Source organism: Mycobacterium sp., from assembly GCF_965230835.1.
Classification (GTDB): Bacteria; Actinomycetota; Actinomycetes; order Mycobacteriales; family Mycobacteriaceae; genus Mycobacterium.
On the sequence record NZ_CBDDLW010000002.1, the window covers coordinates 220,726 to 246,260 of the forward strand.

A 25,535-nucleotide genomic window follows, 5' to 3' on the forward strand; every position below is an offset into this window, starting at 1 on the left:
GGCGCAAATGATTGTCGATTTGCCCGACACCACCACCACGGCGGTCAACAAGAAACTCGATGAGCTGCGCGAAAAGATCGGTGCCATCACTATGGGCCGGGTATTGACGCTGATTATCGCCCCGGACAGCGACACGGTACTCGAGGAGTCCATCGAAGCCGCCAGCGCTGCCGGCCATGAGCACCCCAGCCGAATCATCGTCGTTATGAGGGGCGACCCGTACGCGGACGAAGCGCGGCTGGATGCCCAGCTGCGGGCGGGCGGCGACACCGGCGGCGGCGAAGTTGTGGTGCTGAAGCTGTCCGGGCCGCTTGCCAGCCATGCCGACAGCGTCGTCATCCCTTTCCTGCTTCCCGACATCCCGGTGGTCGCTTGGTGGCCCGATATTGCCCCGGCGGTTCCCGCACAAGACCCGCTGGGCAAGTTGGCGGTTCGGCGTATCACCGACGCCACCAAGGGAATAGAACCGTTGTCGGCAATCAAGAGTCGGCTGCCCGGATACACCGCTGGCGATACCGACCTGGCCTGGAGCCGAATCACCTACTGGCGCGCGTTGCTGACCTCTGCCGTTGACCAGCCGCCCCACGAACCAATCAACTCCGCATTGATCTCCGGCCTGCAGACCGAGCCTGCCCTCGACATCTTGGCCGGTTGGCTGGCCAGCCGGATCGACGGCCCGGTGCGCCGAACAGTCGGCGAACTCAAAGTCGAGCTGGTGCGCAACAGCGAGACCATCCTGCTGAGCCGGCCTCAGGCCGGAGTAACCGCAACGCTGAGCCGGACCGCCAAGCCCGACGCTCTGGTTCCGTTGGCGCGCAGGGTGACCGGCGAGTGCCTCGCCGAAGATCTGCGTCGACTAGATCCCGACGAAATCTACTTCGCGGCACTCGAAGGCATGAAGAAGGTGCAGTACGGGTGAGCACCAGCATCGAAATCTTTCCGGACAGCGGCATCCTGGTCGGGGCCGCCGGCAGGCGACTGGTCGAGTCAATCCGCACCGCTGTGGCGGCCCGAGGACGAGCGCTGATCGTGCTGACCGGCGGCGGCAACGGTACCGCGCTGCTGCGCTACCTGGGGACCCAGGGATCTCACATCGACTGGTCGAAGGTCCATCTTTTCTGGGGCGACGAACGCTACGTTCCCGAAGACGACGACGAGCGCAATGACAAGCAGGCCCGCGCGGCGCTGCTGGACCATATCGACATCCCCGCCGGCCAGGTGCACCCCATGGCAGCCAGCGACAGTGAATTCGGCCCCGATGTGGACGCCGCGGCACTGGCGTACGAGCAAGTCCTGGCTGCCGCCGCGGCACCCGGTCATCCCGCGCCCAACTTCGATGTCCATTTGCTAGGCATGGGACCCGAGGGCCACATCAACTCGCTGTTCCCCGATACTGCCGCCGTGCGCGAGACCGCCCGCATGGTGGTCGCGGTCGAAGACTCCCCGAAACCGCCCCCCCAGCGAATCACCTTGTCGCTGCCAGCCATCCGACGTTCCCGCGAGGTCTGGCTGATGGTGTCTGGTGCGGCCAAGGCCGACGCGGTAGCCGCAGCCATCGGCGGCGCCGACCCCGTTTCCCTGCCCGCTGCCGGCGCCACGGGGCGCGAGACCACGCTGTGGCTGCTGGACCAGGACGCCGCGGCGAAGCTGCCGGGCTAGTCGTCAGCGCAGGCGTTGGTCGCCCGATTGGCGACAGGTGGCCCCTCAAGGTCCTGGCGGCGCGATAATGACAGTCATGGCAGACAAGACCGTGCGCACCACGCCCGCGCGAAGTCGGATGAAGACGCTCACCCAAGCCGCGCTGAACGCCGACAAGACGGTAGAGCAGGTCGAAGACGTCCTCGAAGGCCTGAGCACAACCATGAATGAGCTGACCAGTTCATTGGGACAGTTGAACGCTACCATCGAACGCCTGGAAGGCGGTCTCGATCATCTGGAAGGCACGCTGGCCAGCCTGGACGACCTCGCAAAACGATTGATCACTCTGGTCGCGCCGGTGGAAGCAATCGCCGAGCGGATCGACTACATCGGCAGCCTGAGCGAAACGCTGATGTCCCCGCTATCAGTGACCGAGCACGCGCTACGTGGCGTGCTGGACAAGCTACGCAACCGCACGGCAGGCCCGTAGACTGCCGCGCCCGAGGCACGGCTCGCCACGTCGACTGACGGATTTCGGCTCAGGACAAGCCGGTGTTCGGCGCTAGGCGAACGGCGGCGGCTGATGCGCGCGCACCGGGGGAAGTTCGCCGACGAACTTCTCGATCTCGACCAAAACATGCTGACCGGTGCTGCCATGCGCCAACGAGGACGTGCCGGAATCATTGCTCAAAGCGTTGGGATTGCCATGCACGCACATCGAATCCGGGTCGGCAGGGTCGGCGGGGTCGAACCACGCCCCGGTGGACAGTTGTACCACTCGCGGCCGCAGATTGTCGTCGATCACGACACCCGCCAGGCACGCGCCACGATCGTTGAACACCCGGACGATGTCGCCGTCGCTGAGTCTGCGCGTGGACGCATCCTCTGGATGTATGCGGATCGGCTCTCGACCACGGATTTTCGATGCCATGCTGGCGCCGCCGTGATCGAGCTGGCTGTGCAGCCGAGTGCGCGGCTGATTGGCGATCATGTGCAGCGGAAAAAGCTCGGCTCGCGGACCACCGAGCCACTCAGTCGGTTCGTACCATCTGGCGTGGCCAGCGCAATCCGGCAAACCGAAGCCGTCAATTGTGTCCGAAAAAATCTCGATACGCCCACTCGGTGTGCTCAGCGGATGGGCCACCGGGTCTGCCCGAAAATCGGCGAACTGAGTCAGCCCGGTTCGGGTCGGCAGCTCTAGCCAACCGGTCCGCCAGAATTCAGCGAACGACGGTACCTGGAAATCCAGCGCCACAGACCACTTACCGTACATGTGTTCGAGCCATTCTCGGGCTGTGCGGCCTTCGGTAAATTGCTCACCGAAGCCCAGCCGGTGGGCCAGCGCGGAAAAGCTGTCGTAGTCGTCGCGGGCGTTCGCGAACCGCGGCACCATTGCCGGCATAGCTGTCAGTATGGGATCGGTGGCGCTGCCGGCGAAATCGTCGCGCTCAAAGCTGGTCGTGGTGGGCACCACGATGTCGGCGTGTTTAGCCATCGCGGTCCAGAACTGTTCGTGCACCACGATCGTGTCGACGCCTGCTAAGGCCCGTCGTAGCCTGGGCAAGTTCTGATGGTGGTGGAATGGATTTCCGCCCGCCCAGTAGACACATTTGATGTCGGGCAGATTGAGCAGTGCGCCGTCGTAGGCCAGCTGTTGGCCGGGTCGGAGTAGCAGCTCGTTGATCGCGGCGACCGGAATGAATGTCGACACCGAATTGCTGCCCTGCGGCAGCGCCGGCAGCTTGCACACCAGGGGTGGTTTGCCGACGCCGTTGGCGCCGTAACTGTGCCCGTAACCCCCGCCGGGCAGCCCGATCTGGCCCAGCATCGCGGCCAGGGTCACACCCATCCATACGGTCTGCTCGCCGTGCTCAGTTCGCTGCAAAGACAGGCTGGTGGTGATCAAAGTCCGGCGAGCGGCCATGTCGCGGGCCAGCGCCCGGAGGTCTTCTGAATCGAGTCCGGACAACGCAGCGGCCCACTCGGGCGTCTTCGGCACCCCGTCATCGGTACCCAACAGATAGCGCTCGAAACGTTCGTAACCTGTGCAATAGTTGTCTAGGAAGCCGCGGTCGGCCAAGGACTCGGTGGCCAGGATGTATGCCAAGCTCAACATGATCGCGACATCGGTACCAGGCACCGGCGCAATCCAGCGACATCGATCGTCGAGCGACCCCGCGATCGCAGTGATGTCGTCGCGCAACGGGCTGACCGATACGACTCGACCACCACCGGCCCGATATCGCCCGACGTAGTCGCGATCCGGATGCAAAACGCCACCCCCAGGGGCGACAGTGGTGTTCTTCAACGCGAGCCCGCCGAAAGCCACCAACAGCTCGGTGTGGTCGACGATGACATCCCAGGTGGTGGTGTCGACCAACGAGTCGAACAAGCGACCTCCGAGGACATGCGGATATATCACTTCCGATGCGCCCGCGCTGTAGCTGTTTCGCGACGAGGTATATCCGCCGAGCATGTTGAGAAAGCGGTGTAGCTGACTTTGCGCATGGTGAAAGCGCCCCGCACTGGCCCAGCCGTAGGAGCTGCCGTAGATCGCCTCGTTGCCGTAGCGGTCAACTACGCGGCGCAGCTCACCGGCGAGGTGGTCGGTCAATTCATCCCAGCTGATTTCGACGAACTCCTCCGCTCCACGAAGCGAAGTGGATCCCGGGCCGTTCTCTAGCCATCCGCGGCGCACCGCAGGGTTGGCAATGCGGCTGCGGTGTCTCACCGCACCCGGCAGGTTCTGCAGTTGCGGAGCCGGATTGGTGTCGCTGGCAAGCGGTGTCACGGCGGTGATGTCGCCGTCTTGCACGCTGGCGGTGAACGCACCCCAGTGTGTGGCCGAGATGTAGCTCTGCGTCATTCACGGCAGTTTAGTGAGCAGACCTAGGCGCTGGCTGAGCCGGGCGGGCCGCTTACAGCGCCTAGCCGCTATTTCGGAGCGCGCTGGCCAGCCCATTCATCGTCAGCAGTATGCCGCGTTGCACCAGTTGGTCGTCTGCGCCCGAACGGTAGCGCCCCAGCAGTTCGACCTGAAGGTGATTCAGCGGCTCCAGGTAAGGGAAGCGGTTGAACACCGAACGCGCTAAGGCCGGGTTGTCGGCGAGTAGATCGTCTTGTCCAGTGATGCGTTTGTACATGGCGATCGTTCGTTGGTGTTCGCGGGTAATCTTCCCGAACACCCTGTTCCGCAACGAAACATCAGCTACCAACTCGGAATAGCGCGCCGCCAGACCCAGATCGCTCTTCGCCATCACCTGGGCCATGTTGGACAGCACGCCGCGGAAGAACGGCCATCGTTGGTACAAATCGTGCAGGATTTCCAAGCGGTCGGCTTCGCTTTCCGGACCCGCCGCGATCCACTGCTCAAATGCCGATCCGGTGCCGTACCAGCCGGGCAGCATCACCCGTGACTGAGTCCACGCCAGAACCCACGGTATGGCCCGCAGGTCCGCGATCGACGCGGTTGGCTTGCGCGATGTCGGCCGGCTGCCGATGTTCAACGACCCGATTTCACTCACTGGTGTAGAAGCTTTGAAGTACTCGACAAAACCCGGCGTCTCGTGAACCAATTCAGCGTAGGCACGCTGCGCTAAGGTGGCAATCTCGTCGAGCACGGCATACGCCGGCGACGCCGCGTCGCCCAGGCCCTCGACATCGAGCAGCGTGGACTCCAACGTGGCAGCTAGCAAGCTCTCCAAATTGCGTCGCGCGATCTGCGGTTCGGCATATTTGGCCGCGATCACCTCTCCTTGCTCAGTGAGACGCAACGACCCACTCACCGCTCCCGGAGGCTGCGCCAAGATAGCGTCGTAGCTGGGTCCGCCGCCGCGACCGACGGTGCCGCCGCGACCGTGGAACAACCGCAATCGAACTCCGGCATTCCGAGCGACTTCGACCAAGGCAAGTTCAGCCCGGTAGACAGCCCAGTTAGCAGCTAGATACCCGCCGTCCTTATTGGAATCGGAGTATCCGAGCATCACTTCTTGGCAGCCACCCCGAGCCGCCACCAGCGCTCGGTAGCGTGGAAGTTCCAGCATCGATCGCAAAATCCTCGCGGCATTCCGCAGGTCGTCGATCGTCTCGAACAGCGGCGAGATACCCACCGGGCAATAGAGCTCCGGTCCGGCCGCATCCAGCAGACCAGCTTCCTTCAACAGGATCGCGGTCTCCAATACGTCCGATACCGAACGGCACATCGAGATGACGTAGTTGGGCACCGCAGCAGCACCGTATGTGTCAACGGCATACGCGGCAGCCGCGATGATGTCCAACTCTCTTCGAGCGAGGTCGGAAAGCCGCGCCCGCTCACCGGCTAGTGGTCGACGGGTTCCCAGTTCGGCAGCCAGCAGTGCGACCCGCTCGTCTTCGGACAGTGCGCTGTAGTCCGGGTGCACCCCCGCCCACGCCAGCAGCTCACCGACCACCTCCTCATGCACTTCCGAGTTCTGCCGCAAGTCCAGCCCGCACAGGTGGAAGCCGAACACTCCGACCCCTTCACGCAGCAGCGCCAGCCGATCGTCGGCGAGCAGCCCGGCGCCGTGCGTCCGCAGTGAAGCGCCGATAATGTCGAGATCGGCGCGCAGTTCAGCCGACGTGGAGTAAGGCGGCAAGCCCAGGTCAAGCTGGTGTTGGGGTTGCTGATCCAAGATCTCGGCAGCGGTCGCGGTAAGCCGCCCGCGAATCACCCGCACGGCGCGCCGGTAGGGCTCGTCGGCCCGACCTTTCTCCTGGCAGCCATCGGCCAGTGCGGCCAGCTCGGCGGTGACGGTGATCAGCCGCGCCGACATCGACAGTTCCTGTTCGAGATCGGTGAGCTCGGCCAGGTAGTGGGATAGCGCGGTAAAAGCGGCGCCACCGGTGGCCAGCCGCACGACGTCGGCGGTGACGTTGGGGTTTCCGTCACGGTCGCCACCGATCCAGGAACCCGGTTGCAAAATAGGCTCTGACAGCAGATCAGCGCCGGGCCAGCGAGCCCGCAACTCCTCGCGAACTTCGGCGTTGACTTGGGGGATCACCTGGAAGAATGCCGACGGATACAGCCGCTGCCCCACTGCGATCTCATCGCTGATCTGCAATCGCGACAGCCGTATCAGCGCGGTCTGCCACAGCGTCAGGACCTGGCGCCGTAACTCTAGTTCGATGCTGCGACCGTTGTCGGTCTCGGTGTGCCCTTCGGCGTGTAGTCTCATCAACTCGGTGATTCGGTGCTGAGTGGCCGAAACGGTGCGTCGGCGGGTCTCGGTGGGGTGTGCGGTGATGACCGGTGCGACCAACGCACCTTTGAGTGCCTCGGCGACGGTGACCCCATCTAACCCGGCCAGTTCTCTTTCGGCGTCGAGTTTCAAGTACGTAGCGGCAAGGCTGCTGTCCTGGGGCAACTCGCCCGCGGCCATATGGATCGCGCGGCGGCGTTGCCGATGGATGTCCTCGGCCACGTTGGCCAGAAGCGCAAAATGGGTGAAGGCCCGGATGATTGGGATAGCCTGGTTTATGTCGATGCCGTCGAACATCCGCGACATCTCGGCCCGGTCGATCTCGGAGCGCCGCACCCGAAACGCCTCGACACGCGCCCGCTCGACAAGTTCGAAGACCTCGTCGCCGTTCTGTTCGCGCACGGTGTCGCCGAGGATAGCGCCCAACAGCCTGATGTCGGCGCGCATCGGCTCGGTCGCCGCACGACCGTGCCGGGTCCGGTGAACATTGCCGATCGGCTCTAGCGTGGCATCAGAAACCTCGGCCATGGGTTCTAGTATCGGTGACCCACCGGCGCGACGCTCTTCGGCCGTGCGTGTGCAACTGCAAGCATGCATAGAACCTTGCCCGAGCGCCGGTCACCGGCGCTCGGAACCTATTCGGTAGGCTGCCGATCATGGAATTGGCCTTGCAGATCACCCTGGTGATCACCAGTGTGCTGGTGGTGCTGCTGGTGTTGCTGCACCGTGCGAAGGGTGGTGGTCTGTCCACCCTGTTCGGTGGTGGTGTGCAGTCAAGTCTGTCCGGTTCCACGGTTGTGGAGAAGAACCTGGACCGGTTGACGCTGTTCATCACTGGCATTTGGCTGGTGTGCATCATCGGTATGGCACTGCTGATCAAATACAGTTGACGCCGCGCACGTCGATTCCGCAGCCCGCCGAGCCGCAATCTCGCCAGAGTCGGACGAGTTCAGCCAAGACCTCAATTGTTTTAAGGCAGCGGCCCGCCAGCGGCGATCGCCGCTAGGGTCGCGAACTGTTCTCCGTCCAACGAGGCCCCACCGACCAGGCCACCGTCGATGTCGGCCTGAGCGACGAGATCACCAATGTTCTTCGCGTTCACCGAGCCGCCATAGAGCACGCGGATAGTGTCAGCTATACGCGGGGAAGCCAGCGAACGCAGCTCCGTTCGAATCGCGGCACACACCTCCTGCGCGTCGGCGGCGCTGGCCACTCGCCCAGTGCCGATCGCCCATACCGGCTCGTAGGCAATGACGACCGAGCTAATCTGCTCCGTCGATAGTCCCGCCAGCGATCCGCGCAGCTGCTCGACATTGTGGACCACGTGATTTCCCGCCTCGCGAACGTCGAGGTGTTCCCCGATGCAGACGATCGGTCTCAAACCGTTCTTGAGCGCGGCGACGGCTTTGGCCGCCACCAACGCGTCGTCCTCATTGTGATAGGTGCGCCGCTCGGAGTGTCCTACCACGGCGTAGCTACAACCCAGCTTCGCTAGGAAGGCTCCGCTGATTTCACCGGTGTAGGCGCCAGAGTCGTGTTGCGACAAATCCTGGGCGCCGTATTTCAATCGCAGCTTGTCACCGTCGACCAGCGTTTGCACACTACGCAGGTCCGTGAACGGCGGGATAACCGTGACATCAACCTTGTCGTAATATTTGTCCGGCAACGAAAATGCGATCTTTTGCACCAACGCGATGGCCTCAAAGTGGTTGAGGTTCATCTTCCAGTTGCCGGCTATCAGTGGCTTACGGCTCATGAAGCTCCCCCATGTGGCTGCTCACGACCCAATACCTCGATGCCAGGTAGCGTCTTGCCCTCAAGATATTCCAGCGACGCGCCGCCGCCGGTGGATATGTGCGAGAACGCGCCCTCCGAGATACCGAGCGCACGCACGGCCGCCGCGGAGTCGCCGCCACCCACCACACTGAAGGCACCCTTTGTGGTCGCGGCGATGATCGCCTCGGCGATACCTCTGGTTCCCGCCGCATAAGCGGGGAATTCGAACACACCCATCGGCCCGTTCCAGAAGACGGTCTTGGCGTTGGACAGCAATGTTGCGAACCGTTTGATCGACCCCGGCCCGATATCCAAACCCACCAAGTCACGTGGGATGTCATCGACCGACACCGTCTGAGGCGGCGAATCAGCAACGAATTTCTCAGTCACCATAACGTCCACGGGCAGCCTGAGCACATCAGCATAGGTTTCCAACAACCTACGGCACGTACCCACCATTTCCTCTTCCAGCAGCGACTTACCGACCGTAAAACCCTGCGCAGCAAGGAACGTAAAGCACATGCCGCCACCGATCACGATGCTGTCAGCTTTGGTTGCCAACGACTCGATGACGCCGAGCTTGTCCGACACTTTCGATCCACCCAGTACAACCGCATAAGGCCGCTTGGTGGAGCGGGTCAGCTGTTCGAGCACTGATATCTCGGCGTCTACCAGCCTGCCAGCGTAGTGCGGCATCAGCGTAGCGACGTCATAAACCGAAGCTTGCTTGCGATGCGCAACCCCAAACCCATCGGAGACGAAAGCGCCTGCCGGTCCTATCAATTCGGCAAGCTGCTTGGCCAGAGCAAGGCGTTCCCGGTCGTCCTTGCAGGTCTCGCGCGGATCGAAGCGAACATTCTCCAGCAAGAGCACATCTCCGTCGGTCAACCCCTCAGCACGGGCCAGCGCGTCGGGGCCAACAATGTCTCCGGCCAACTGGACGTGCCGGCCCAGCTGCCCGCTGAGCGCGGTCGCGACCGGCGCCAAGGACAGCTTCGGGTTGGGACCGTCGGTGGGGCGGCCCAGATGCGCGGCGACCACGACCTTGGCGCCAGCCTCGAGCAGCGCCGTCAACGTCGCCACCGACGCGGTGATACGTCCCGCGTCGGTGATGGTGCCACTTTCATCGAGCGGAACATTCAGATCGCAGCGCACTAGCACACCGCGACCCGAAACACCCTCGGCAAGAAGGTCAGCCAGCGTGGGGAGCGAAGAACCTGACACGGCTAGAGCGACTCGCCAACCAGTGCGACCAGATCAACGAGACGATTGGAGTAGCCCCATTCGTTGTCGTACCACGACACCACCTTGGCCTGGTTGTCAATCGCTTTGGTCAAGCCGGAGTCGAAGAGTGAACTGTGCGGATCGGTGACGATGTCGCTCGAAACGATCGGCGCGTCGTAGTACTTCAGAATTCCTTTGAGCCTGCCTTCGGCAGCGGCCTTGAAAGCCGCATTGATCTCATCGGCGCTGGCAGTTCGGGACAAGTCCACCGTCAAGTCGGTGACCGAGCCGGTGGGGATGGGCACGCGCAGCGCGTAGCCGTCCAGCTTCCCCTTCAGTTCGGGCATGACCAGACCAATGGCCTTGGCTGCGCCGGTCGACGTTGGCACGATGTTGAGTGCGGCAGCGCGGGCGCGACGCAGGTCCTGGTGTGGTCCGTCCTGCAGGTTTTGATCCTGCGTGTAGGCATGCACGGTGGTCATCAAGCCCTTGACGATTCCGAAATCGTCGTGGAGCACTTTGGCCAGCGGCGCAAGGCAGTTCGTCGTGCATGACGCGTTCGAGATGATGTTCTGGCTGCCGTCGTACTTGTCGTCGTTGACCCCTAGAACAATGGTGAGGTCGGGATCGGTGGCAGGCGCCGAGATGATCACCTTTTTGGCACCGGCGTCCAGATGGCCTTTGGCCTTGGCAGCGTTGGTGAAGATTCCGGTGGATTCGACGACGACATCGACCCCGAGGTCACCCCACGGCAATGCTGCCGGGCCTTCTCGGACAGCGAGCGCCTTGATCTTGGCGTTGCCGACGACAATCGTGTCCTCACCTTCGAGATTGACGTCATGCGCCAACCTGCCCAGGATCGAGTCGAATTTCAGCAAGTGCGCGAGCGCGCTGTTGTCGGTGATGTCGTTGACGGCGACCACTTCCAGGTTGGGAGCGCCCACCGCCTGCTGAGCCAACAAGGCCCGGTAGAAGTTGCGTCCGATTCGACCGAAGCCGTTGATGCCTACCCGAACCGTCACGTGCCTCTCCCTGCCTTTCCACGTTCGCTCATAAGCGCTTTTCCGTAGCCTAGATCAGGAGCATGCAGGACCTAACCGCCGGTAAGACTGCTAAACGTCCGGCCCTGCGATATTTCGCCGCTTCCGCGCAGCAACACCACTCCACCGAAACGCATCCGTGCAGGTCAGCGCCGCTCCACCGATGTCGCGGTGATCTGCGGCACTCCGGTACCCGAACCCGTTTTGTGGGATCAGCGCCGGCTGAACGTCACCATTTGGAAACGGCACGGTGCGGCGCGGCTGTTGTTGCAGGTCGGCTGTTAACAATTGTGTCGGTCGGCTAGACGCCACGTGCGGTATGGCTGTGCGTTTCTGCTGCACCATTTGATTGCGGAAGTACTGAGCACCAACAAAGAGGAGTCGACGTTGATGACAGTCTTTGGTCGGTTCACCATCAAAGTAGTTGCCAGCGCTGGATTATGCGGGGCCGCGATAGCGTTGAGCCCGGGTGCCGAGGCCTCCCCGCTGAAAACCGGCGGGGCCGCATGCCTCCAGGGCATGTCGGACGAGGTCGCCGCCCCAGCGGCTGCCGCACCAGCAGCAGCTGGGGGTGTATGCGCGGCGGGCGCTCCGGTCACTGACATGGCCGGTGTTCCCTTGGTTGCACCTGGCGCACTTCCGGTGGTGCCAGCCGGAGCTCCGCTGATTGCGTTTGGGCCACCAGTCCCACCGATTCCGGTCGCCCCACCAGTCGTCCCGCCGATCCCGGTCACCCCGCCAGTACCACCGATTCCGGTCGCCCCACCAATACCACCACCGGTGCCCATCCCGCCCGGTGCGCCGTTAATCGCGCTTGGACCGGTCGCGGCTGGTGCGCCAGTGGCCGCGCCGGCACCGGTAGGGGCACCAATCGTTGGCTTAGCTGGGACCTTTGGCGGTAAGGGCGACCCAATTAGCCCGCCTCCAGAGGGCGGCCCCACGCCCGCGCAGCCGACTATGCCTGGTCCTTCGGCAACCGACGGGGGCTGAATCCGATCCCGTTTCCGAGTTGTTTGCGCGGCCCCGCTGGGTTACTACCGGCGGGGCCGCTCTTCTGCTCGGCGACCACCTGTCGCGGGCCCTTCACCTAACATATTTTTGCTGAGCAACGGCTTGATCACCGTCGACCCATCCCTCCGGAATGCCCATGCCGGTAGTTGATAGGGATAGCGAAAAGGTGTCACATCGCGCCGCTAGCCCGGCACTAAACAAGCACAACTGCGGCAAGCCCACAGCCACAGCCACAGCCACAACCACGCAAAAGCGCACTTCGAGCGCGGAGCACGCGCAATGAGACCAACCAAAAACAGCGGGTTAATCGCCGTGACTATTCCTGGACAATCACCGGGTCGCCAACGTTGACCGCGTTGTAATACCACTCGGCGTCTTCTTTACTCAGGCCGATACAGCCATGGCTCGTGTTCTCCAACCCCATCACGTTGACGGCCCACGGAGCCGAATGCACGAAGAGGCCCCGCCTGGTGATACGCACGGCGTAATCCACCGGAAGCCGGTACCCGTCGGGCCCGTCGATCGGAACACCGACACTGCTGGAATCCATTATCACCGAGCGTTCCTTGGCGAGAACGGAATACGTACCCGGAGGCGTCGGATACTCCGGCCGCCCCATCGAAGCGGGCATTACGCCATCCTCGCCCCAGTGCGGCCGGTGGTGCGGCGCCGGCAGTGGCGTTGGCGGCGGTCCTGCCTCAACCCCGTCGATACTCACCGTAAAGGTGTGATCCGAGATATCGGCGACACCGATGACGGCAGCACCGGTCTTGAAGTCCGTGGACAAACCATCCACCGAAAGCGCGACCGTGCTGTGCGCGGGCCAGAAGCGGTCGGGAGCCCACTGCAGGACATCGTCGTCAAGCCACTCGAAGCGACCGGTCATCGCGGGCTCCGATTTGATGTCGACAGCACGTTCAGCTGCCTGTCGATCAACGACTGGCGCGCTAAAGGTCACCAGCACGGGGTGCGCCACACCCACCACCTCGCCACGCGTTGGCAGAACTGAGGCGATAACCAGCCCAGACGACTGGTTCACTGCTGCCTGGCTTGTGCCGGCCGACCCTGCAACCACGCTCGCAGCGATCACGATAACGGTAAGAACACACCGAACAGCCGCCCGCATAACTCCGATTCCCTTTTGATTGCCCTTGATTGACACGATTGCAATAGTGATGGTAGATGCGCGGCGAAAAGTGGAAGCGTAAGCGCGCGTGCGCAATTCGATCAAGTATCTGTCACGCTTTGGCCACAACAAATCAATCCGGCAACGTCCTAGCGCGCCGGGTTGAAACACCCATAGTCAGGTACCCGTCGACGATCACCCTCACCACGAGCTGCGGTGATGTCAGGGCCGATTACGCAACCCACGAAGCGCAGATTCAGCGGCATGGTAGCCGCATAGTCCATGGATTCCGGCTCCTGGCGGCGCCGACTGCGAACAGATGTAGACCCCTGGCACTCCAATCGCATATGGGTCGACGGCCAACCGCGGTCTGAGAATGACCTGTAGCCGGTCGTTTGCCCCGCCAAGGATGTCGCCACCGATGAAGTTAGGGTTGTAGGCCTGCAGTTCGGCAGTGGTCTTGCTGACAGTTGCGGTGATGCGGTCGCGGAATCCCGGGGCGAATCGCTCTATCTGGTCAACCACCGCTCCGGTGGCGTCCCCGGTATAGCCGAAAGGCACGTGCGCGTAGGCCCAGATCGGGTTGATATTCCCCGCGCAACGCGATGGGTCGGCCTGATATTGCTGCCCGACCAGCACGAATGGTCTTTGCACCATCTTGCCTTGTGCGCGTTGGCGTTCAGTATCGGCGACTTCGGCGAATGTTCCGCCCAAATGCACGGTCCCAGCGCGTCCGCAATCGGGGTTGGTCCATGGAATATCGCCCTCAACAGCGAAATCCACCTTGAACGCCGACGCCCCTTGGCGATAGCGCTGATAGGAACGCTTGATCCGGCCGGGCATGACATCGCCATACAGCGCCAAAATAGCGGCCGGGCTGAGGTCAAGCATGACGATGTCCGCATCAGGTATGTCGCGGCGACTCTTGACCATCACACCGGTACTGACGCTGCCGCCGTGCGATTCCAACGCGGCTCCCAGCGCCTTGGTGATCGCCCCAGACCCGCCTTGCGCAACCGGCCAACCGTAGCGATGGCCGCTGGCTAAAATCATCAGCCCCAGCGACGCTGTCAACGGCCGGTCCAGCCGAGCGAAGATGTGCGCGGCCGCGCCACCGAAGAGTGCGCGGGCCTGCTCAGTGCGAAACCAACGCGCGACAGCCGTTGCAGACAGCGCCGCACGTGGACCGAACAAAGCGAGCCGAATCGGATGACGCGGAACGTTGAGCACTGGGCGAAGCAGATCGTGAGCCAGCTCATCGAATCCGTCTGCCAGGTCACCAACAGCGAGGCGCCACCGCTTTCCGTCCGAGCCCAACCGGGCCGCGGTCTCGTCGATCGACTGGTACAGCAGCCCTGCGGTGCCGTCGTCGAGCGGGTGGGCGCAGTCGATCTCCGGCCACTTCCACCGAAGTCCATAGCTCTGAAGGTCGATCTCCTTCCAGAACGGCGAACCGACGCCCAGCGGATGGAACGCCGAGCAGTGATCGTGCACGACCCCGGGCACCGTCAGCTCACTCGACCGCGCTCCCCCGCCGATCGTGTCACGCGCCTCTAGCACCTGGACGTCGATGCCACGCCGGGCCAGTTGAACCGCCGCACCCAAGCCGTTGGGTCCGGCGCCGACGACGACCGCGCTGGTCATGGCGTGCCGGCAGACGTCTGGACCGTCACGTGGACGGGGAACTCGTCACCTGGTTGCGGCCAAGGCTGGCGGGTCAGCATGTCTTCGACCATGACATACCCGGCCTCCAACAGGCCCGACTTCGCATCGACGATCCGATACCACTGCCGCTGAGTGTAGATCGGTTGCCCTTCCAAGACGATCACACGCAGGTCACCTTCTTCAAAGTTGCAGCGGCGCTGCACCGCCGCGACAAGCTGCTCATTGTGCAAGTGGCCTTCGCCGAAGTTCCATCCAACGAGCGGTCCGGCAACAATTTCGCCCTCGCGTACACGGTAATCGGCCTCGTTGGCCTCGCTCCCCAACACGTGAGCCAGCAGTCCATTGAGCGCCCTACCGTGGGTGTGCATAGCCCGGAACGCTGCTGTCTTGTCTGCCATGATTTCGGCCGTTGCCGTGTCATAGAGCTTGGCCAGCTGGTTGACGACGAGCGCGGAACTCTTGATGATGTTGGCTTCAATCGCCTCTTCCGCGCCGGCACGGAAGCACCAGATGCTGGTAGCCCAGTTGCCTGCGTAGTAGCGCATCGCCGGCAAGAACGAAATCTTTTCGGGGAAAAGGTTTCCCACGATCACAATCGCGAATGCGACGATCAGAACAGCCAGCAGAGCCGGCGACCGAAGATCGACGGCCTGAATTGAGCCGTAATGCCCGAATAGATAGAACAAGGAGAACACGAAAAATACGTTCCATTCCAGCGGGACGCCCATCGGGAGGTTGGAGAGGATGTTGAGGTGGAACAGCACCATGAAACCGATGAGCAGCCAGCGCCAGGATTGACCCCCTGCGACGAACACCAGAATTCCAGGAACCAGGAATTCCGCTGTAGTTCCGCCGACGTGCGCCATGACTTTCGGTAGCCACGAGGGGCGCAAGTCACTCACCGGATCCAGGTAGAGCATGCGCTTCAGCCGCCCGAAGAGACTGCTCCGCAACAGCGCGTTGTTGCTGGTCATCACCGATACGACATAAGGGAAGTGGTGGTTCAGCTTGGAGGTTGCTGCGCCCCACCACAATCCGAGCATGATGATCTTGAAGGCCGCAATCTGATCGATGAAGGGGAAGAAAAACACGAAGAGCTTCAGCCAATAGTGTTCACCGCGGGCGGCCAAGAAGATGGTCTTGTCACGCAGACCCAGCAGCGCCAGGCCGACGATCGTCGGCACTATCCGGATTGGCTCGATCAAACCGACGTCGTCCGCTGCGGTGACCGGGCCACCATGGCCGGGCGCCGCGAGTGCCCACACACCGCCTGCCAAGACGACAGCATAAAGACCAACGTCGACGATCGTCCGGCTATCTCCCCGGGTCAACGGTACCTTTTCCGGCCAGGCCGGCAGTCGAATTGTCTTGGGGCGCAACCAGTAGAGGAATCCCCCGACCGGTGGCCAGAACCGTCCGGTGAGCGGTCCTGATCCGCAACCAAATCCCAAGACCTCAAACAACAGGGTAAATATTATGAACTTCTGGTACACGATGGGCTGGGTCCACCAGTCGCCGATGCGGCTCAACCCTGCCAGGCCCGGTGTAAGCGAGATGATCGCGGCGGGGACGGCAACATAGACCACGATCTTGATCAGGTACAGCAGATAGACCGCATACGGTGTTCCAAACCCATGTTCCACCCAGTGCCGGGTGACTACCTGTAATCGCGTCGCCCGCGGCAGGTCTTGCCAAGTTTCGCGCTCGACGTCCGGAAGGTCCGGCGACATAAATCCCATAGCGGCCCCATTCCCGATCGGTGCGAAACCAGGTTGGAGACTCCAATCTATCGGCAACACTTCGCCAACGCGCAGCTCTTGCGGACCGGGGCGCGAGCAATGGCTAACGCCAATAACAAACTTCCCGCGCCGCTGTATTGCGCGATGGTTTCGGATTACCGACCTTCAGGTCGACCGTGTTGGTTCCCTAACCAATTTATTGGGGGCCAGCTAGGGCGCGGTCCGGCGAGGCTAGCCGCCCCACTTAGCAGCTTCGGCCTGGTCACGGGCCATCATGGACATGGTGTTGGCTTCGTGAGTACCGGCCATCGACTGGTATGCCCGGACCAGATCCTCCATCGCCTGGTTCCATTGCGCCTGCCAAGCCTGGTAGGTCAACCCGGTGTCGCCCTGCCACGCGTTCTGCAGGGCCGCCTGCTCCGCTGAGATGTCAGCGCCCAAAGCGCGCATCGTGCCGGCATAGCTTGACATCTCTCCAGCGTGCGAAAGCATAGCCGGGTAGTTGTACATGATCTGTGACATCACACATCCCTTTCGTTTCAGTTGTGATCAGGTCAGAACCCGGTGTAGGTGGATGCGGCGGCCGCGTCGGCTGCCACATAGGTGCCAGCAGCGTCGCCTAGGTTTGCCTGAGCGATGTCTAGCAAGGTGTTGACCCTGGCCGCTACCTCGACAAAACGAGCGTGAGCAGCCTGGAACGCAGCTGAAGACTCACCCTGATGGAAGGCCTGCGCAGACATCGCCGCCTGCTCAGCCTGACCAATGGTGTGCCGCATCAGCCCCGCCTTGGCCGAACGCCGCCTGCGAAGCAACCAACTGCGGAATATGGGCATCCAGCAGACTCATGACTTTTCTCCTTCCGGCCCTGTTGGGCCCACTCGATACAGCATTTGCGCACTGACCGTCCTGGGTAAACCATCTGGCAACACTTCGAGCCCACCTTCCTTGGGTTCTATGCCACGTCCGACGTCGCTACCGAGACTTTGTTGCTCGCTATCAGCCAGCGAAGGCCCCATAGGTGGAGGCAGCCGCCGCATCTCCGGCCAGATAGTTGGCGCCGGACAAGCCAACGCCGACACCTGCGCGCCCAAGCTCGGCAACACCTTGGGCCGCGACAACGGCGTGTTCCTCCCCCTGCGCGCTGAATCCCGCGGCGGTTCCCACCGACACCGGGTCCGCCGCCGGCGGCACCACAGCGGCAATCAGTGGCGCAGCCTCGGCCTGCGCGGCTGCCAACCGTGCCGCCAAAGCCTCCACGGCAGCGCTAGCGCCAGCTAACCCCTCAGGGACCACTCGTAACGTCATGACACACTCCTTTGCTGCGTTCGCCAATCGTTACCGGAATCAGTTTCTTCTTGTGCCCGATCGCTCGGCTTGTCCGAAAGATCGCCGGATACCGCGGGACCGACTCCCCAGGTGCTCGGAATCATCGGCGTACGTGGTCCGACGTCGAATACATCGCCGGCAAGTGCGGTCAGCCCGGCAGCTGACCCGGCACCGACCTTGTGGTTCATACCAACAAACCCAAGCTGTCCTGCACTCTCGTCGGAGGCGATCATTGAGGCACGACGTTGGTTGCCGGCAACCGGGTTCGGCACCGCATCCGACCGCGGATCCGCGTATTCGTAGCCGCGACCGAGCCGGTGTGCTTTCGCCCGCTTGCGGGAGTGGTATCGGGGTTGCGGCGGCGCTAGCCCAGCCTTGGGCGTCTTGGCGCCGTCGGGTTGCGGCGCCTTTTTGCGGGCGCCATTGTCTGCCACCCGCTTGGCCGTGGAGCTCAGATCACCCACCAGGTATCCGAAAGCATCCATGTGCGTGCCAACGCTCGCACAAGTCACAGACGGCGGCGCACTAGTCGGCGGCGGGGATGGCGTAGCCGTAGGTGTCGTGACGGTGGTCTGGACGGGCGTCGGCGCCGGTGCCGGCGCCGACGTTGGAACGCTCGGGGCAAGCGTTGCCAGCGGAGGTGTCGCAGGCGTTCCGGGCGGTGGTGGTGGCGGCACGCTAGCCACCGCGGCCAAGCCCGTGACGCCGATCGGAGCCAACACGGCACCGGACGCCACCAACGGAGAGGTCAATAAGGGCGCCAGAAGTGGCAGCAACGCCAGGGTCTGCTCGAGCAATGTCTTCAGCAAAGCGATGGTGTCGGTGATGATCGTGCCGATGGCTTCCACGCTGGTGAACAAAATGGTGAAACCGATAGTGACAGGGTTTCCCGTGGCGAAAGCCGCCGCGAGGTCGGAAGCGATAAACGCAAAGGTCTGGGACAACAGCGTGACGTATGTACCGATATCCATCGGCATACCCAGCATGAATGCGATATTCGCCGGACTGAGATAAGTAAGCGGATTACCCAGGATGAGGAGATAGGGGTCAATACCGGAAAGAATCGCATGTAAAAAAGGAATGTTAGCCACCCAATCGACAAATGGTTGTAGAAAATTGTTGTAGAAGTCGGTGTAGATTCGCAGCAGCCATTGCTCAAACGGATTTAGGTGTTCAGGAGGTGGAGTTGCTGCTTGAGCGGCAGCGACCTGCGACCCGTTGGCTTTCAGGATCGTCGGGGCCGGCGGAGTCTGCGGGGAAGAAACCAAAGCCGCCGTAGAAACCACGTGATAGGTGTCCATAACGGTGGCGGCCTGAATCCACATCCGCACATAATCGGCTTCGTTGAGTGCGATCGGAATGGTGTTGATGCCGAAGAAATTCGTAGCCGTCAGCACTCCGTGAGCGGCGTGGTTGCTGGCCAGCTCCGCCAACGTCGGCATCGCGGCCAGGGCAGTTGTGTAGGCAGCGGCCGCGGCTTCCTTCTGGGCGGCGTTCGCGGCGCTGTCGGCGCTGGCCTGCATCAGCCACGACAGATACGGCACGTGGGCGACCACATAGGCGACCGAACTCGCCCCACCCCAGGCACCGGCCGCTACTTGCGTTAGCAGGCCGGACAACTCCGCGGCCGCTGCCGCGTAGCTGCCACTGAGCAAATTCCACTCACCGGCCGATGCCAGCAATGGACCCGGCCCCGGACCGCTGTTCAAAAGGGCCGAATGCAGCTCGGGCGGCGACGCCAACCAAATGGGTGCCGTCATCGGAGACCACCTGGACGAAGACACCGGCCGGCGCCGCGCTTGTCACGAATACTCGCGACACAGGCTCCAACTACCATCACACGTCCTTCGATACGACGGGATGCCCGCCGCCCAATAGGACGTATAGCCGCGAGAGCCGACCAGTGGCGCGCCCGAACAGCGCCGCCCTGTTTCTAGCTTTGGCCATCCGCCCAGTCCACGAGGCGACGCGCGCCGGACACAGTGCGCCCGGCGCAGCTGGCAGGTTTTCGGACTCACAGGCACACACCGAAAATGGTGTTCCTACTGACCGTCGCTTCCCAGCCCAGGGCAATGGGCCAGTGCTGATGACGGCGTTCGTTCCTGCATACCGCTGCGGGTCAGTCCCGGATTCACACCGGGTTCCCTTCCACGACGAACCGACATAAGTGATCGACGCGAGATACCGACGACACTCCAGTACGTGACGTCAGCAAACCAGCTGCGCGATCAGATTACGTGACACAACGCGTGTTCACCCAACCAGCACAGGTGATTCACAGCAACCGCTCAGAGGAGCCATTCCGGATTTCGGCATTGCGTTCGGTCAACCAAATCCACGGTGCTGGATTCGCCGTGGCATGACCTTCAGCGAAATACCGCACGCGCCAGCTCGATTTGGCGCGACCACGATCAAACGCGATGCGGGCTGTGGGATCATAGCCAGCGATTACCACAACCGAGCTGTCAGTGAGGGCCCGTGCCGCGAATACTGGGGCTTGTGCCCACCGGAGGCGATCACTTGCTCACCGACCGGCTATCGAAGCACCACTGATGCCGGGTCTGCTGGTAGCCGGTACCACCAGTGACGCCGGTAAGAGCACCGTGACCGCCGGGTTGTGCCGCGCACTAGCCCGACGTGGGGTGCGGGTGGCGCCCTTCAAAGCGCAGAACATGTCCAACAACTCGATGGTCTGCCAAAGCGTGGAAGGCGCTGGCGTGGAGATCGGCCGGGCACAATGGATCCAAGCACTCGCGGCGGGTGCGAGCCCGGAAGCTTCGATGAATCCCGTCTTACTCAAACCTGACGGCGATCAACGCAGCCATGTGGTGTTGATGGGTAGGCCCTGGGGCAAACTGGTGTCTGCGAACTGGCTTGAGGCACGCCAGGCTCTGGCCGAGGCGGCGCACCGCGCTTTCGATGATCTCGCCACCCGTTATGACGTCGTTGTCGCCGAGGGCGCGGGCAGCCCGACCGAAATCAATCTGCGCACCGGCGACTACGTCAACATGGGCCTTGCCCGGCATGCTGGACTGCCGACCGTCGTCGTCGGTGACATCGACCGCGGCGGGGTATTCGCGGCGTTCCTGGGCACCGTCGCGCTGCTGTCGGCCGAGGACCAAGCGCTGGTCGCGGGGTTCGTGGTCAACAAGTTCCGCGGCAACCTCGACTTGCTGACGCCCGGTTTGCGTGATCTGCAAAGAGTGACTGGGCGCGAGGTTTATGGCACTCTGCCGTGGCACCCTGATCTGTGGCTGGATTCAGAGGACGCCCTTGACTTGGATGGCCGACGCACGGCAGGTGCTGGGGTCCGCCGAGTTGCCGTCGTGCGGCTACCACGAATCAGCAACTTCACCGATGTCGATGCGCTGGGTCTCGAGCCCGATGTGGATCTCGTGTTCGCATCCGACCCCCGTGCGCTAGGCGATGCCGATCTGATTGTGCTACCCGGCACTCGTGCAACGATCGCTGACCTGGCCTGGCTGAGAGCTAGAGGCATAGACCGTGCGGTACTGGCGCATGTGGCAGCGGGTAAGCCATTGCTCGGTATTTGCGGAGGTTTCCAGATGCTGGGCCGGGTGATCCGCGATCCGGAGGGGGTTGAAGGACCCCTGGCCGAAGTCGATGGCTTGGGTTTGCTTGACGCAGAAACCACATTCGGCCCTGAGAAAGTGTTGCGACTTACCGCAGGCCGGGGCTTCGGAGCCGCGGCCTCGGGGTATGAGATCCACCACGGCCGCATCACCTGTGGCGCCGCCGAGGAGTTTCTTGGCGGCCTGCACAGTGGAAAGGTATTCGGAACGATGTGGCACGGCTCGTTGGAAGGTGACGAGTTCCGCGAGGCATTCCTGTACGAAACACTCGGCCTCGCGCCGGCAGGCGTGCGCTTCCGGGCCGCACGCGAGCGGCGCCTCGACCTGCTCGGCGACCTGGTCGAACGACACCTTGATGTCGACACACTGCTCGACCTGGCGCAGCACGGTTGCCCAGCAGAGCTGCCGTTCCTCGCGCCGGGAGCGCCGTGATACCAGCGCTGTGACAACTACCGGCGCGCGCCCAAGCGAACGCGCAGCACACCTTTGCCGGCTCGGCGACCCACATAAGTCAGTCATCGTTGGCGGATTGCGCTGTTGACCAGGCGATTTCGCCCGCGGCCGCAGCCCGCTCGGCCTTTCCTGCGGGCGCCTCGATACGGACCTGCCCGTCGTCGCTGAACCGGATCGAACCTATCGATTAGTCGTGCGCCGCATAGATCGCCTCGGCAAGTTCTATTTTGAGCTGCTGGAACTCCTGGGTTGCCATGACGGAGGGAGTTCGTACCGAATCGCCGCAGTCCCCCGGCAACTCGATTCGGCGATCCACGATCACGCGCCCGGGCCGCGCACTCATCACCAGCACCCGCGTCGACAGGAACACAGCTTCTTCCACCGAGTGAGTCACGAAAACCACGGTCTTGTGCTCCCGACGCCACAAGGACAGCAGCTCCACCTGCAGCCGTTCTCGGGTCAAAGGATCCAACGCGCCAAACGGCTCGTCCATCAGAATGATGCGCGGATCATTGACGAGAACACGAGCGATCTGCGCGCGCTGCTGCATTCCACCGGAGAGCTCATAGGGCCGACGATCACCGCACCCGGAGAGGCCGACCAAATCTAGCGTCGCATCAGCCCGCGCCCGACGCTTCGCCTTGCTGATCCCCCGCATTCGTAAGCCAAATTCAACGTTGCCTCGCACCGTCAGCCACGGGTAGAGCATCGGTGACTGGAAAACTACGCCTCGGTCTGGTGAAGGGCGGCTGACATGCCTTCGACCAAGCATGATGGTGCCTGAGGTCGGCTCCAGAAACCCCGCGATCATCTGCAGAAGTGTCGTTTTTCCGCAGCCGGACGGTCCAACCAGCGAAATGAACTCACCCGGATCGATCGACAGGCTGGTCGGTTGTACCGCGACCACCTGGTCGCCACCGGATCCGTAGGTTTGGCCAACCTCGGTCAAAGTCAATCGTGAACTGAAATCGGTCATTTCCCCGCCACTTCTCGGACCGCATCCGGATACAGCGCGTCGATGTAGGCGGCAGGCGGGTTGACACCGTGGACCCCGTTGCGAGTTTTGAGGAACAGCGCGGTATTGCGGATGTCGATAGCCAAACCGCCACCGAGGTACTTTTGCCCAGCCTGAGTGGCGGCACCGAGGTATCTGTAGCCGTCCAGTTGAGTGCGCACCTGCTCGGGATGCACCCCCAACTGGCCGGCAAGTCGGGCGATCGCAGCCGCACGGTTCTCACGGATCAATGTGACGGCCCAGTCCTGTGCCACCGTCCACATTTTCATCACCGCGGGATTGTCGGCGACAAATTGTCCACGGGCACCCTCTACGTCGAAGGCGGGGTAGCCGGCTTTGGCCGCGTCTTCGGACGTCATCACGATATGACCATCCTTGGCGAGCTCGGAGAGCGTCGGATCCCAGATCCACGCCGCATCGATCTGGCCGCCCGCCCATGCACCGAGAATCGCGCTGGGCTCAAGGTTGATCACCGTGACGCTTTCGGACATCCCGGCTCTATCCAATGCCGATGACAAACTCAGATGTGACGTCGAGCCGAACGGGACCCCAATCTTCTTACCGCGTAGACCCGCGATGTCCTTGACCGCTGGATCGCGAACAACCAACGACTCCGAACCACCGATGACGTCCTGCACCCAAACAACACGAATGCCGAGATCCAATGGTGGCGAAAGAGATTTGGCGACAACCGCCGAACCCATTATGCCCAGATCCAACGACTTGGACCCAAACGCCCGCAAAACGTCTGCGCCCGATGAGAACGGGGTCCAACTGATCTTGGCGTTGGGCATACACGCAGCCAGCAGATTGGCGTCTTTGACAATCAGGTCTCCGTTGGGAATGTGCTGGTAGCCAATCCGAATCTCTGCGCCAACTGAGCTATCGGGTTCAACCGGGCACCCGACCGCAGCGATCATCGACCGACTCATCTCGCCGCGACCGGACTTCACTATGCATCCCGGTAAAGCCATGCAAACGATGAGCAGCACACCCGCTAGTGCCATCTGGGTTCTCAGAATTGCCCCTCCCAGGGAGCGGCTAGCCGGCCGATCAGTCTTATCATCGAGTCCAGCAACAACGCTGTGATGCCGATGACAATGATGCAGGCGATGACCAGTGGAGTGCGCAGCTGGGTGCCCGCAACATAGGCCAGCCCTCCGATGCCGGGTATGCCGTTATTGAGTTCGGCGGCGACGACAGTGGTCCAGGCGAAGCCGACAGCGAGTCTGATGCCGTTGACAATGTCAGGCACCGAAGCTGGCAATATCACTCGACTAATGACCTGGGAGCGACTCGCACCCAACGATCGTGCGGCGTTGACGTAGCCGCGTTTGACACCGGCAACGCCCGCCAGAGTCGCAACCGTGACCGCTGGAAAAGCAGCCAGGAACAGCAGCCAGACCTTCGAGGTATCGCCGATACCGAACCATACGATCAGCAGGCTGAAATATCCCAGTGGAGGGAGTGCGCGAAGGAAGTTCAGATAGGGGTCGACGATAGTGGCTCCCCACTTCGAGGATCCCATCGCGAAGCCGAGCAGGACACCGACGACAATCGCGGCGGTGACGCCAACAAAGATGCGTTGCAAGCTGGCAACGAGATGTTCCCACAAGAAATAGTTCTGTTCACCTAGCACCTCGCGCGGGACGCCAGGTGCCACCTGGTGCCAGGTATTGGCACGAACGAACGCATGCCACACGGCACCGGGGCCGGGCAGGTACAGAGGTTTGACCAGACCGACGCTGGTATTTACCCACCAGGTGAGCAGGAACGCGGATAGGGCGCCGCCCCGGATTGCCCAATGCCGAATAGTCGATGCGGACACCGATACGCGCAATGTCATACGCCTCTCCGATACACCCGTTGGGCGCTGGTCTGGTCACGTGCGAGCAACAACATCGAGTCGACGTTGACTCGCGCCGGACGCGACACCACCCAGGAGACTGCTTCGGCGACGTCGTCGGCAGTAAGCGGATCAACACCGGCGTAGACCGCTGCGGCCCGTTCTGCATCGCCGCCGAACCGGTTGATGGAGAACTCAGTCTCGACCATGCCGGGGTCTATCTCACACACTCGGACCGGCTCGCCCAGCAACTCGAGGCGCAGAACCCGCGTCAGTGCGCGAACTGCGTGCTTAGCGGCGTTGTAGCCGCCACCACCTTGATAGGGTTCGACAGCGGCGACGGACCCAATAGTCACGATCGTCGCCGACGCCGAGGCTCGCAACTTGGGAAGTAATCCCCGCGTTACCCTGAGCACTCCCATAACGTTGACGTCGAACATCGACTGCCAGTCGGCGTCAACAGAACTGGCGATCGAATCCACGCCAAGCGCGCCGCCGGCGTTGTTCACCAAGACGTCAACGTGATCGAGATCACTACAGAAGGCGGCCACGCCGTCGGAATCGGTGACATCGAGCACATCTACCCTTACCGCGCATTCGGGGCGCTCAGCGGTGATCTTTGCGGCCACTTCATTGAGCCGGTCGATGCGTCGCGCGGCCAGCACCAGGTCATGGCTCACGGACAAGTGCTTTGCGGTCGCGGCTCCGATACCGCTACTGGCGCCGGTGATCACAGCGACCGGTCTACGGGTGTCGCGAAGAACTGCTCCTGGCATGACCCCAGCCTTTTACACATCTGGCCCGCGTAACAGGTCCACAATCGCAGAGTATGGCGAAGCCAGATGTTACAGAGCCAGACGATCG

Annotated in this window: 21 protein-coding genes, 1 pseudogene and 1 riboswitch; of the genes and pseudogenes, 6 read left to right on the forward strand and 16 right to left on the reverse strand. The window is 62.5% G+C overall.

From position 1 onward, the window contains the following. Nucleotides 1-7: 7 nt before the first annotated feature. From opcA to ACO07W_RS01530, 3 genes are all read left to right on the forward strand, one after another. Nucleotides 8-919: a glucose-6-phosphate dehydrogenase assembly protein OpcA gene (opcA, locus tag ACO07W_RS01520; protein ID WP_421840223.1), complete on the forward strand. Its 912-nt coding sequence runs from the start codon at nucleotides 8-10 to the stop codon at nucleotides 917-919. After that, a complete protein-coding gene (gene pgl, locus ACO07W_RS01525; protein WP_421840224.1) occupies nucleotides 916-1,659 on the forward strand; it encodes a 6-phosphogluconolactonase in 744 nt (247 codons plus the stop codon). The genes opcA and pgl overlap by 4 nt, the downstream gene beginning before the upstream one ends. Nucleotides 1,660-1,726: 67 nt before the next feature. Beyond that, complete coding sequence (locus tag ACO07W_RS01530; RefSeq protein ID WP_421840225.1) at nucleotides 1,727-2,128, forward strand: ATPase; 402 nt, start codon at nucleotides 1,727-1,729, stop codon at nucleotides 2,126-2,128. 72 nt (nucleotides 2,129-2,200) lie between these two features. On the opposite strand, the gene ACO07W_RS01535 is transcribed toward ACO07W_RS01530, so the two are convergent. After that, nucleotides 2,201-4,504: a molybdopterin guanine dinucleotide-containing S/N-oxide reductase gene (locus ACO07W_RS01535; protein ID WP_421840226.1), complete on the reverse strand. Its 2,304-nt coding sequence runs from the start codon at nucleotides 4,502-4,504 to the stop codon at nucleotides 2,201-2,203. Between the two features lie 61 nt (nucleotides 4,505-4,565). Beyond that, nucleotides 4,566-7,385, reverse strand: a complete 2,820-nt coding sequence (gene ppc, locus ACO07W_RS01540; RefSeq protein WP_421840227.1) for a phosphoenolpyruvate carboxylase — start codon at nucleotides 7,383-7,385, stop codon at nucleotides 4,566-4,568. Between the two features lie 128 nt (nucleotides 7,386-7,513). Between ppc and secG the strand changes: the two genes are divergently transcribed. Continuing rightward, nucleotides 7,514-7,747, forward strand: a complete 234-nt coding sequence (gene secG / locus ACO07W_RS01545) for a preprotein translocase subunit SecG (RefSeq protein ID WP_421840228.1) — start codon at nucleotides 7,514-7,516, stop codon at nucleotides 7,745-7,747. 80 nt (nucleotides 7,748-7,827) lie between these two features. Here the strand turns inward: secG and tpiA are convergent, their stop codons facing one another. The 3 genes from tpiA to gap are packed head-to-tail and all read right to left on the reverse strand — an operon-like array spanning nucleotide 7,828 to nucleotide 10,879. Continuing rightward, nucleotides 7,828-8,613, reverse strand: a complete 786-nt coding sequence (tpiA, locus tag ACO07W_RS01550; RefSeq protein WP_421840229.1) for a triose-phosphate isomerase — start codon at nucleotides 8,611-8,613, stop codon at nucleotides 7,828-7,830. Further along, nucleotides 8,610-9,857: a phosphoglycerate kinase gene (locus ACO07W_RS01555; RefSeq protein ID WP_421840230.1), complete on the reverse strand. Its 1,248-nt coding sequence runs from the start codon at nucleotides 9,855-9,857 to the stop codon at nucleotides 8,610-8,612. Before ACO07W_RS01555 ends, tpiA begins: the two co-directional genes overlap by 4 nt. 2 nt (nucleotides 9,858-9,859) lie before the next feature. Next, nucleotides 9,860-10,879, reverse strand: coding sequence for a type I glyceraldehyde-3-phosphate dehydrogenase (gap, locus tag ACO07W_RS01560; protein WP_421840231.1), 1,020 nt, complete (start codon nucleotides 10,877-10,879; stop codon nucleotides 9,860-9,862). Nucleotides 10,880-11,287: 408 nt separating this feature from the next. Here gap and ACO07W_RS01565 point away from each other — a divergent pair, with 408 nt between their 5' ends. Continuing rightward, nucleotides 11,288-11,887 (forward strand): hypothetical protein, encoded by a 600-nt coding sequence (locus tag ACO07W_RS01565; RefSeq protein ID WP_421845753.1) that lies wholly within the window; start codon nucleotides 11,288-11,290, stop codon nucleotides 11,885-11,887. 337 nt (nucleotides 11,888-12,224) lie between these two features. Here the strand turns inward: ACO07W_RS01565 and ACO07W_RS01570 are convergent, their stop codons facing one another. From ACO07W_RS01570 to ACO07W_RS01600, 7 genes and pseudogenes are all read right to left on the reverse strand, one after another. After that, complete coding sequence (locus ACO07W_RS01570; RefSeq protein WP_421845754.1) at nucleotides 12,225-13,034, reverse strand: L,D-transpeptidase; 810 nt, start codon at nucleotides 13,032-13,034, stop codon at nucleotides 12,225-12,227. Nucleotides 13,035-13,256: 222 nt separating this feature from the next. Beyond that, entirely contained in the window at nucleotides 13,257-14,678 is a 1,422-nt protein-coding gene (locus ACO07W_RS01575) for a phytoene desaturase family protein (protein WP_421840232.1), read from the reverse strand. Beyond that, nucleotides 14,675-16,438: a DUF3556 domain-containing protein gene (locus ACO07W_RS01580; protein ID WP_421840233.1), complete on the reverse strand. Its 1,764-nt coding sequence runs from the start codon at nucleotides 16,436-16,438 to the stop codon at nucleotides 14,675-14,677. The genes ACO07W_RS01575 and ACO07W_RS01580 overlap by 4 nt, the downstream gene beginning before the upstream one ends. Nucleotides 16,439-16,669: 231 nt before the next feature. Further along, nucleotides 16,670-16,960 carry a WXG100 family type VII secretion target gene (locus ACO07W_RS01585; protein ID WP_421840234.1) on the reverse strand — a complete coding sequence of 97 codons (291 nt, stop codon included), beginning with the start codon at nucleotides 16,958-16,960 and terminating at the stop codon, nucleotides 16,670-16,672. A gap of 32 nt (nucleotides 16,961-16,992) precedes the next feature. Next, nucleotides 16,993-17,284, reverse strand: a pseudogene (gene esxG, locus ACO07W_RS01590) (type VII secretion system protein EsxG). A 150-nt stretch (nucleotides 17,285-17,434) separates the two neighbouring features. After that, complete coding sequence (locus ACO07W_RS01595; protein ID WP_421840235.1) at nucleotides 17,435-17,743, reverse strand: PE family protein; 309 nt, start codon at nucleotides 17,741-17,743, stop codon at nucleotides 17,435-17,437. Further along, complete coding sequence (locus tag ACO07W_RS01600) at nucleotides 17,740-19,524, reverse strand: PPE family protein (protein ID WP_421840236.1); 1,785 nt, start codon at nucleotides 19,522-19,524, stop codon at nucleotides 17,740-17,742. Before ACO07W_RS01600 ends, ACO07W_RS01595 begins: the two co-directional genes overlap by 4 nt. A 222-nt stretch (nucleotides 19,525-19,746) precedes the next feature. Continuing rightward, nucleotides 19,747-19,968, reverse strand: a riboswitch (cobalamin riboswitch). A gap of 348 nt (nucleotides 19,969-20,316) precedes the next feature. Here ACO07W_RS01600 and ACO07W_RS01605 point away from each other — a divergent pair. Next, the gene (locus ACO07W_RS01605) at nucleotides 20,317-21,789 is read left to right on the forward strand and encodes a cobyric acid synthase (protein ID WP_421840237.1); all 1,473 of its coding nucleotides are present in this window, start codon (nucleotides 20,317-20,319) and stop codon (nucleotides 21,787-21,789) included. A gap of 208 nt (nucleotides 21,790-21,997) precedes the next feature. On the opposite strand, the gene ACO07W_RS01610 is transcribed toward ACO07W_RS01605, so the two are convergent. The 4 genes from ACO07W_RS01610 to ACO07W_RS01625 form a co-directional block, all read right to left on the reverse strand. Then, nucleotides 21,998-22,786, reverse strand: a complete 789-nt coding sequence (locus ACO07W_RS01610) for an ABC transporter ATP-binding protein (protein WP_421840238.1) — start codon at nucleotides 22,784-22,786, stop codon at nucleotides 21,998-22,000. Then, a complete protein-coding gene (locus tag ACO07W_RS01615) occupies nucleotides 22,783-23,757 on the reverse strand; it encodes an ABC transporter substrate-binding protein (protein WP_421840239.1) in 975 nt (324 codons plus the stop codon). The genes ACO07W_RS01610 and ACO07W_RS01615 overlap by 4 nt, the downstream gene beginning before the upstream one ends. A gap of 83 nt (nucleotides 23,758-23,840) precedes the next feature. Beyond that, nucleotides 23,841-24,671 (reverse strand): ABC transporter permease, encoded by an 831-nt coding sequence (locus ACO07W_RS01620; RefSeq protein WP_421840240.1) that lies wholly within the window; start codon nucleotides 24,669-24,671, stop codon nucleotides 23,841-23,843. Continuing rightward, nucleotides 24,668-25,447, reverse strand: coding sequence for an SDR family NAD(P)-dependent oxidoreductase (locus ACO07W_RS01625; RefSeq protein WP_421840241.1), 780 nt, complete (start codon nucleotides 25,445-25,447; stop codon nucleotides 24,668-24,670). The genes ACO07W_RS01620 and ACO07W_RS01625 overlap by 4 nt, the downstream gene beginning before the upstream one ends. Nucleotides 25,448-25,535 lie beyond the last annotated feature (88 nt).

Excerpts from the sequence above, each read along its gene's own strand:
- opcA (WP_421840223.1), top strand. The coding sequence starts at position 8 with ATGATTGTCGATTTGCCCGACACCACCACCACGGCGGTCAACAAGAAA.
- ACO07W_RS01530 (WP_421840225.1), top strand. The coding sequence starts at position 1,727 with ATGACAGTCATGGCAGACAAGACCGTGCGCACCACGCCCGCGCGAAGT.
- ACO07W_RS01535 (WP_421840226.1), bottom strand. The coding sequence starts at position 4,504 with ATGACGCAGAGCTACATCTCGGCCACACACTGGGGTGCGTTCACCGCC.
- ppc (WP_421840227.1), bottom strand. The coding sequence starts at position 7,385 with ATGGCCGAGGTTTCTGATGCCACGCTAGAGCCGATCGGCAATGTTCAC.
- secG (WP_421840228.1), top strand. The coding sequence starts at position 7,514 with ATGGAATTGGCCTTGCAGATCACCCTGGTGATCACCAGTGTGCTGGTG.
- tpiA (WP_421840229.1), bottom strand. The coding sequence starts at position 8,613 with ATGAGCCGTAAGCCACTGATAGCCGGCAACTGGAAGATGAACCTCAAC.
- ACO07W_RS01565 (WP_421845753.1), top strand. The coding sequence starts at position 11,288 with ATGACAGTCTTTGGTCGGTTCACCATCAAAGTAGTTGCCAGCGCTGGA.
- ACO07W_RS01570 (WP_421845754.1), bottom strand. The coding sequence starts at position 13,034 with ATGCGGGCGGCTGTTCGGTGTGTTCTTACCGTTATCGTGATCGCTGCG.
- ACO07W_RS01575 (WP_421840232.1), bottom strand. The coding sequence starts at position 14,678 with ATGACCAGCGCGGTCGTCGTCGGCGCCGGACCCAACGGCTTGGGTGCG.
- ACO07W_RS01580 (WP_421840233.1), bottom strand. The coding sequence starts at position 16,438 with ATGGGATTTATGTCGCCGGACCTTCCGGACGTCGAGCGCGAAACTTGG.
- ACO07W_RS01585 (WP_421840234.1), bottom strand. The coding sequence starts at position 16,960 with ATGTCACAGATCATGTACAACTACCCGGCTATGCTTTCGCACGCTGGA.
- ACO07W_RS01595 (WP_421840235.1), bottom strand. The coding sequence starts at position 17,743 with ATGACGTTACGAGTGGTCCCTGAGGGGTTAGCTGGCGCTAGCGCTGCC.
- ACO07W_RS01600 (WP_421840236.1), bottom strand. The coding sequence starts at position 19,524 with ATGACGGCACCCATTTGGTTGGCGTCGCCGCCCGAGCTGCATTCGGCC.
- ACO07W_RS01605 (WP_421840237.1), top strand. The coding sequence starts at position 20,317 with ATGCCGGGTCTGCTGGTAGCCGGTACCACCAGTGACGCCGGTAAGAGC.
- ACO07W_RS01610 (WP_421840238.1), bottom strand. The coding sequence starts at position 22,786 with ATGACCGATTTCAGTTCACGATTGACTTTGACCGAGGTTGGCCAAACC.
- ACO07W_RS01615 (WP_421840239.1), bottom strand. The coding sequence starts at position 23,757 with ATGAGTCGGTCGATGATCGCTGCGGTCGGGTGCCCGGTTGAACCCGAT.
- ACO07W_RS01620 (WP_421840240.1), bottom strand. The coding sequence starts at position 24,671 with ATGACATTGCGCGTATCGGTGTCCGCATCGACTATTCGGCATTGGGCA.
- ACO07W_RS01625 (WP_421840241.1), bottom strand. The coding sequence starts at position 25,447 with ATGCCAGGAGCAGTTCTTCGCGACACCCGTAGACCGGTCGCTGTGATC.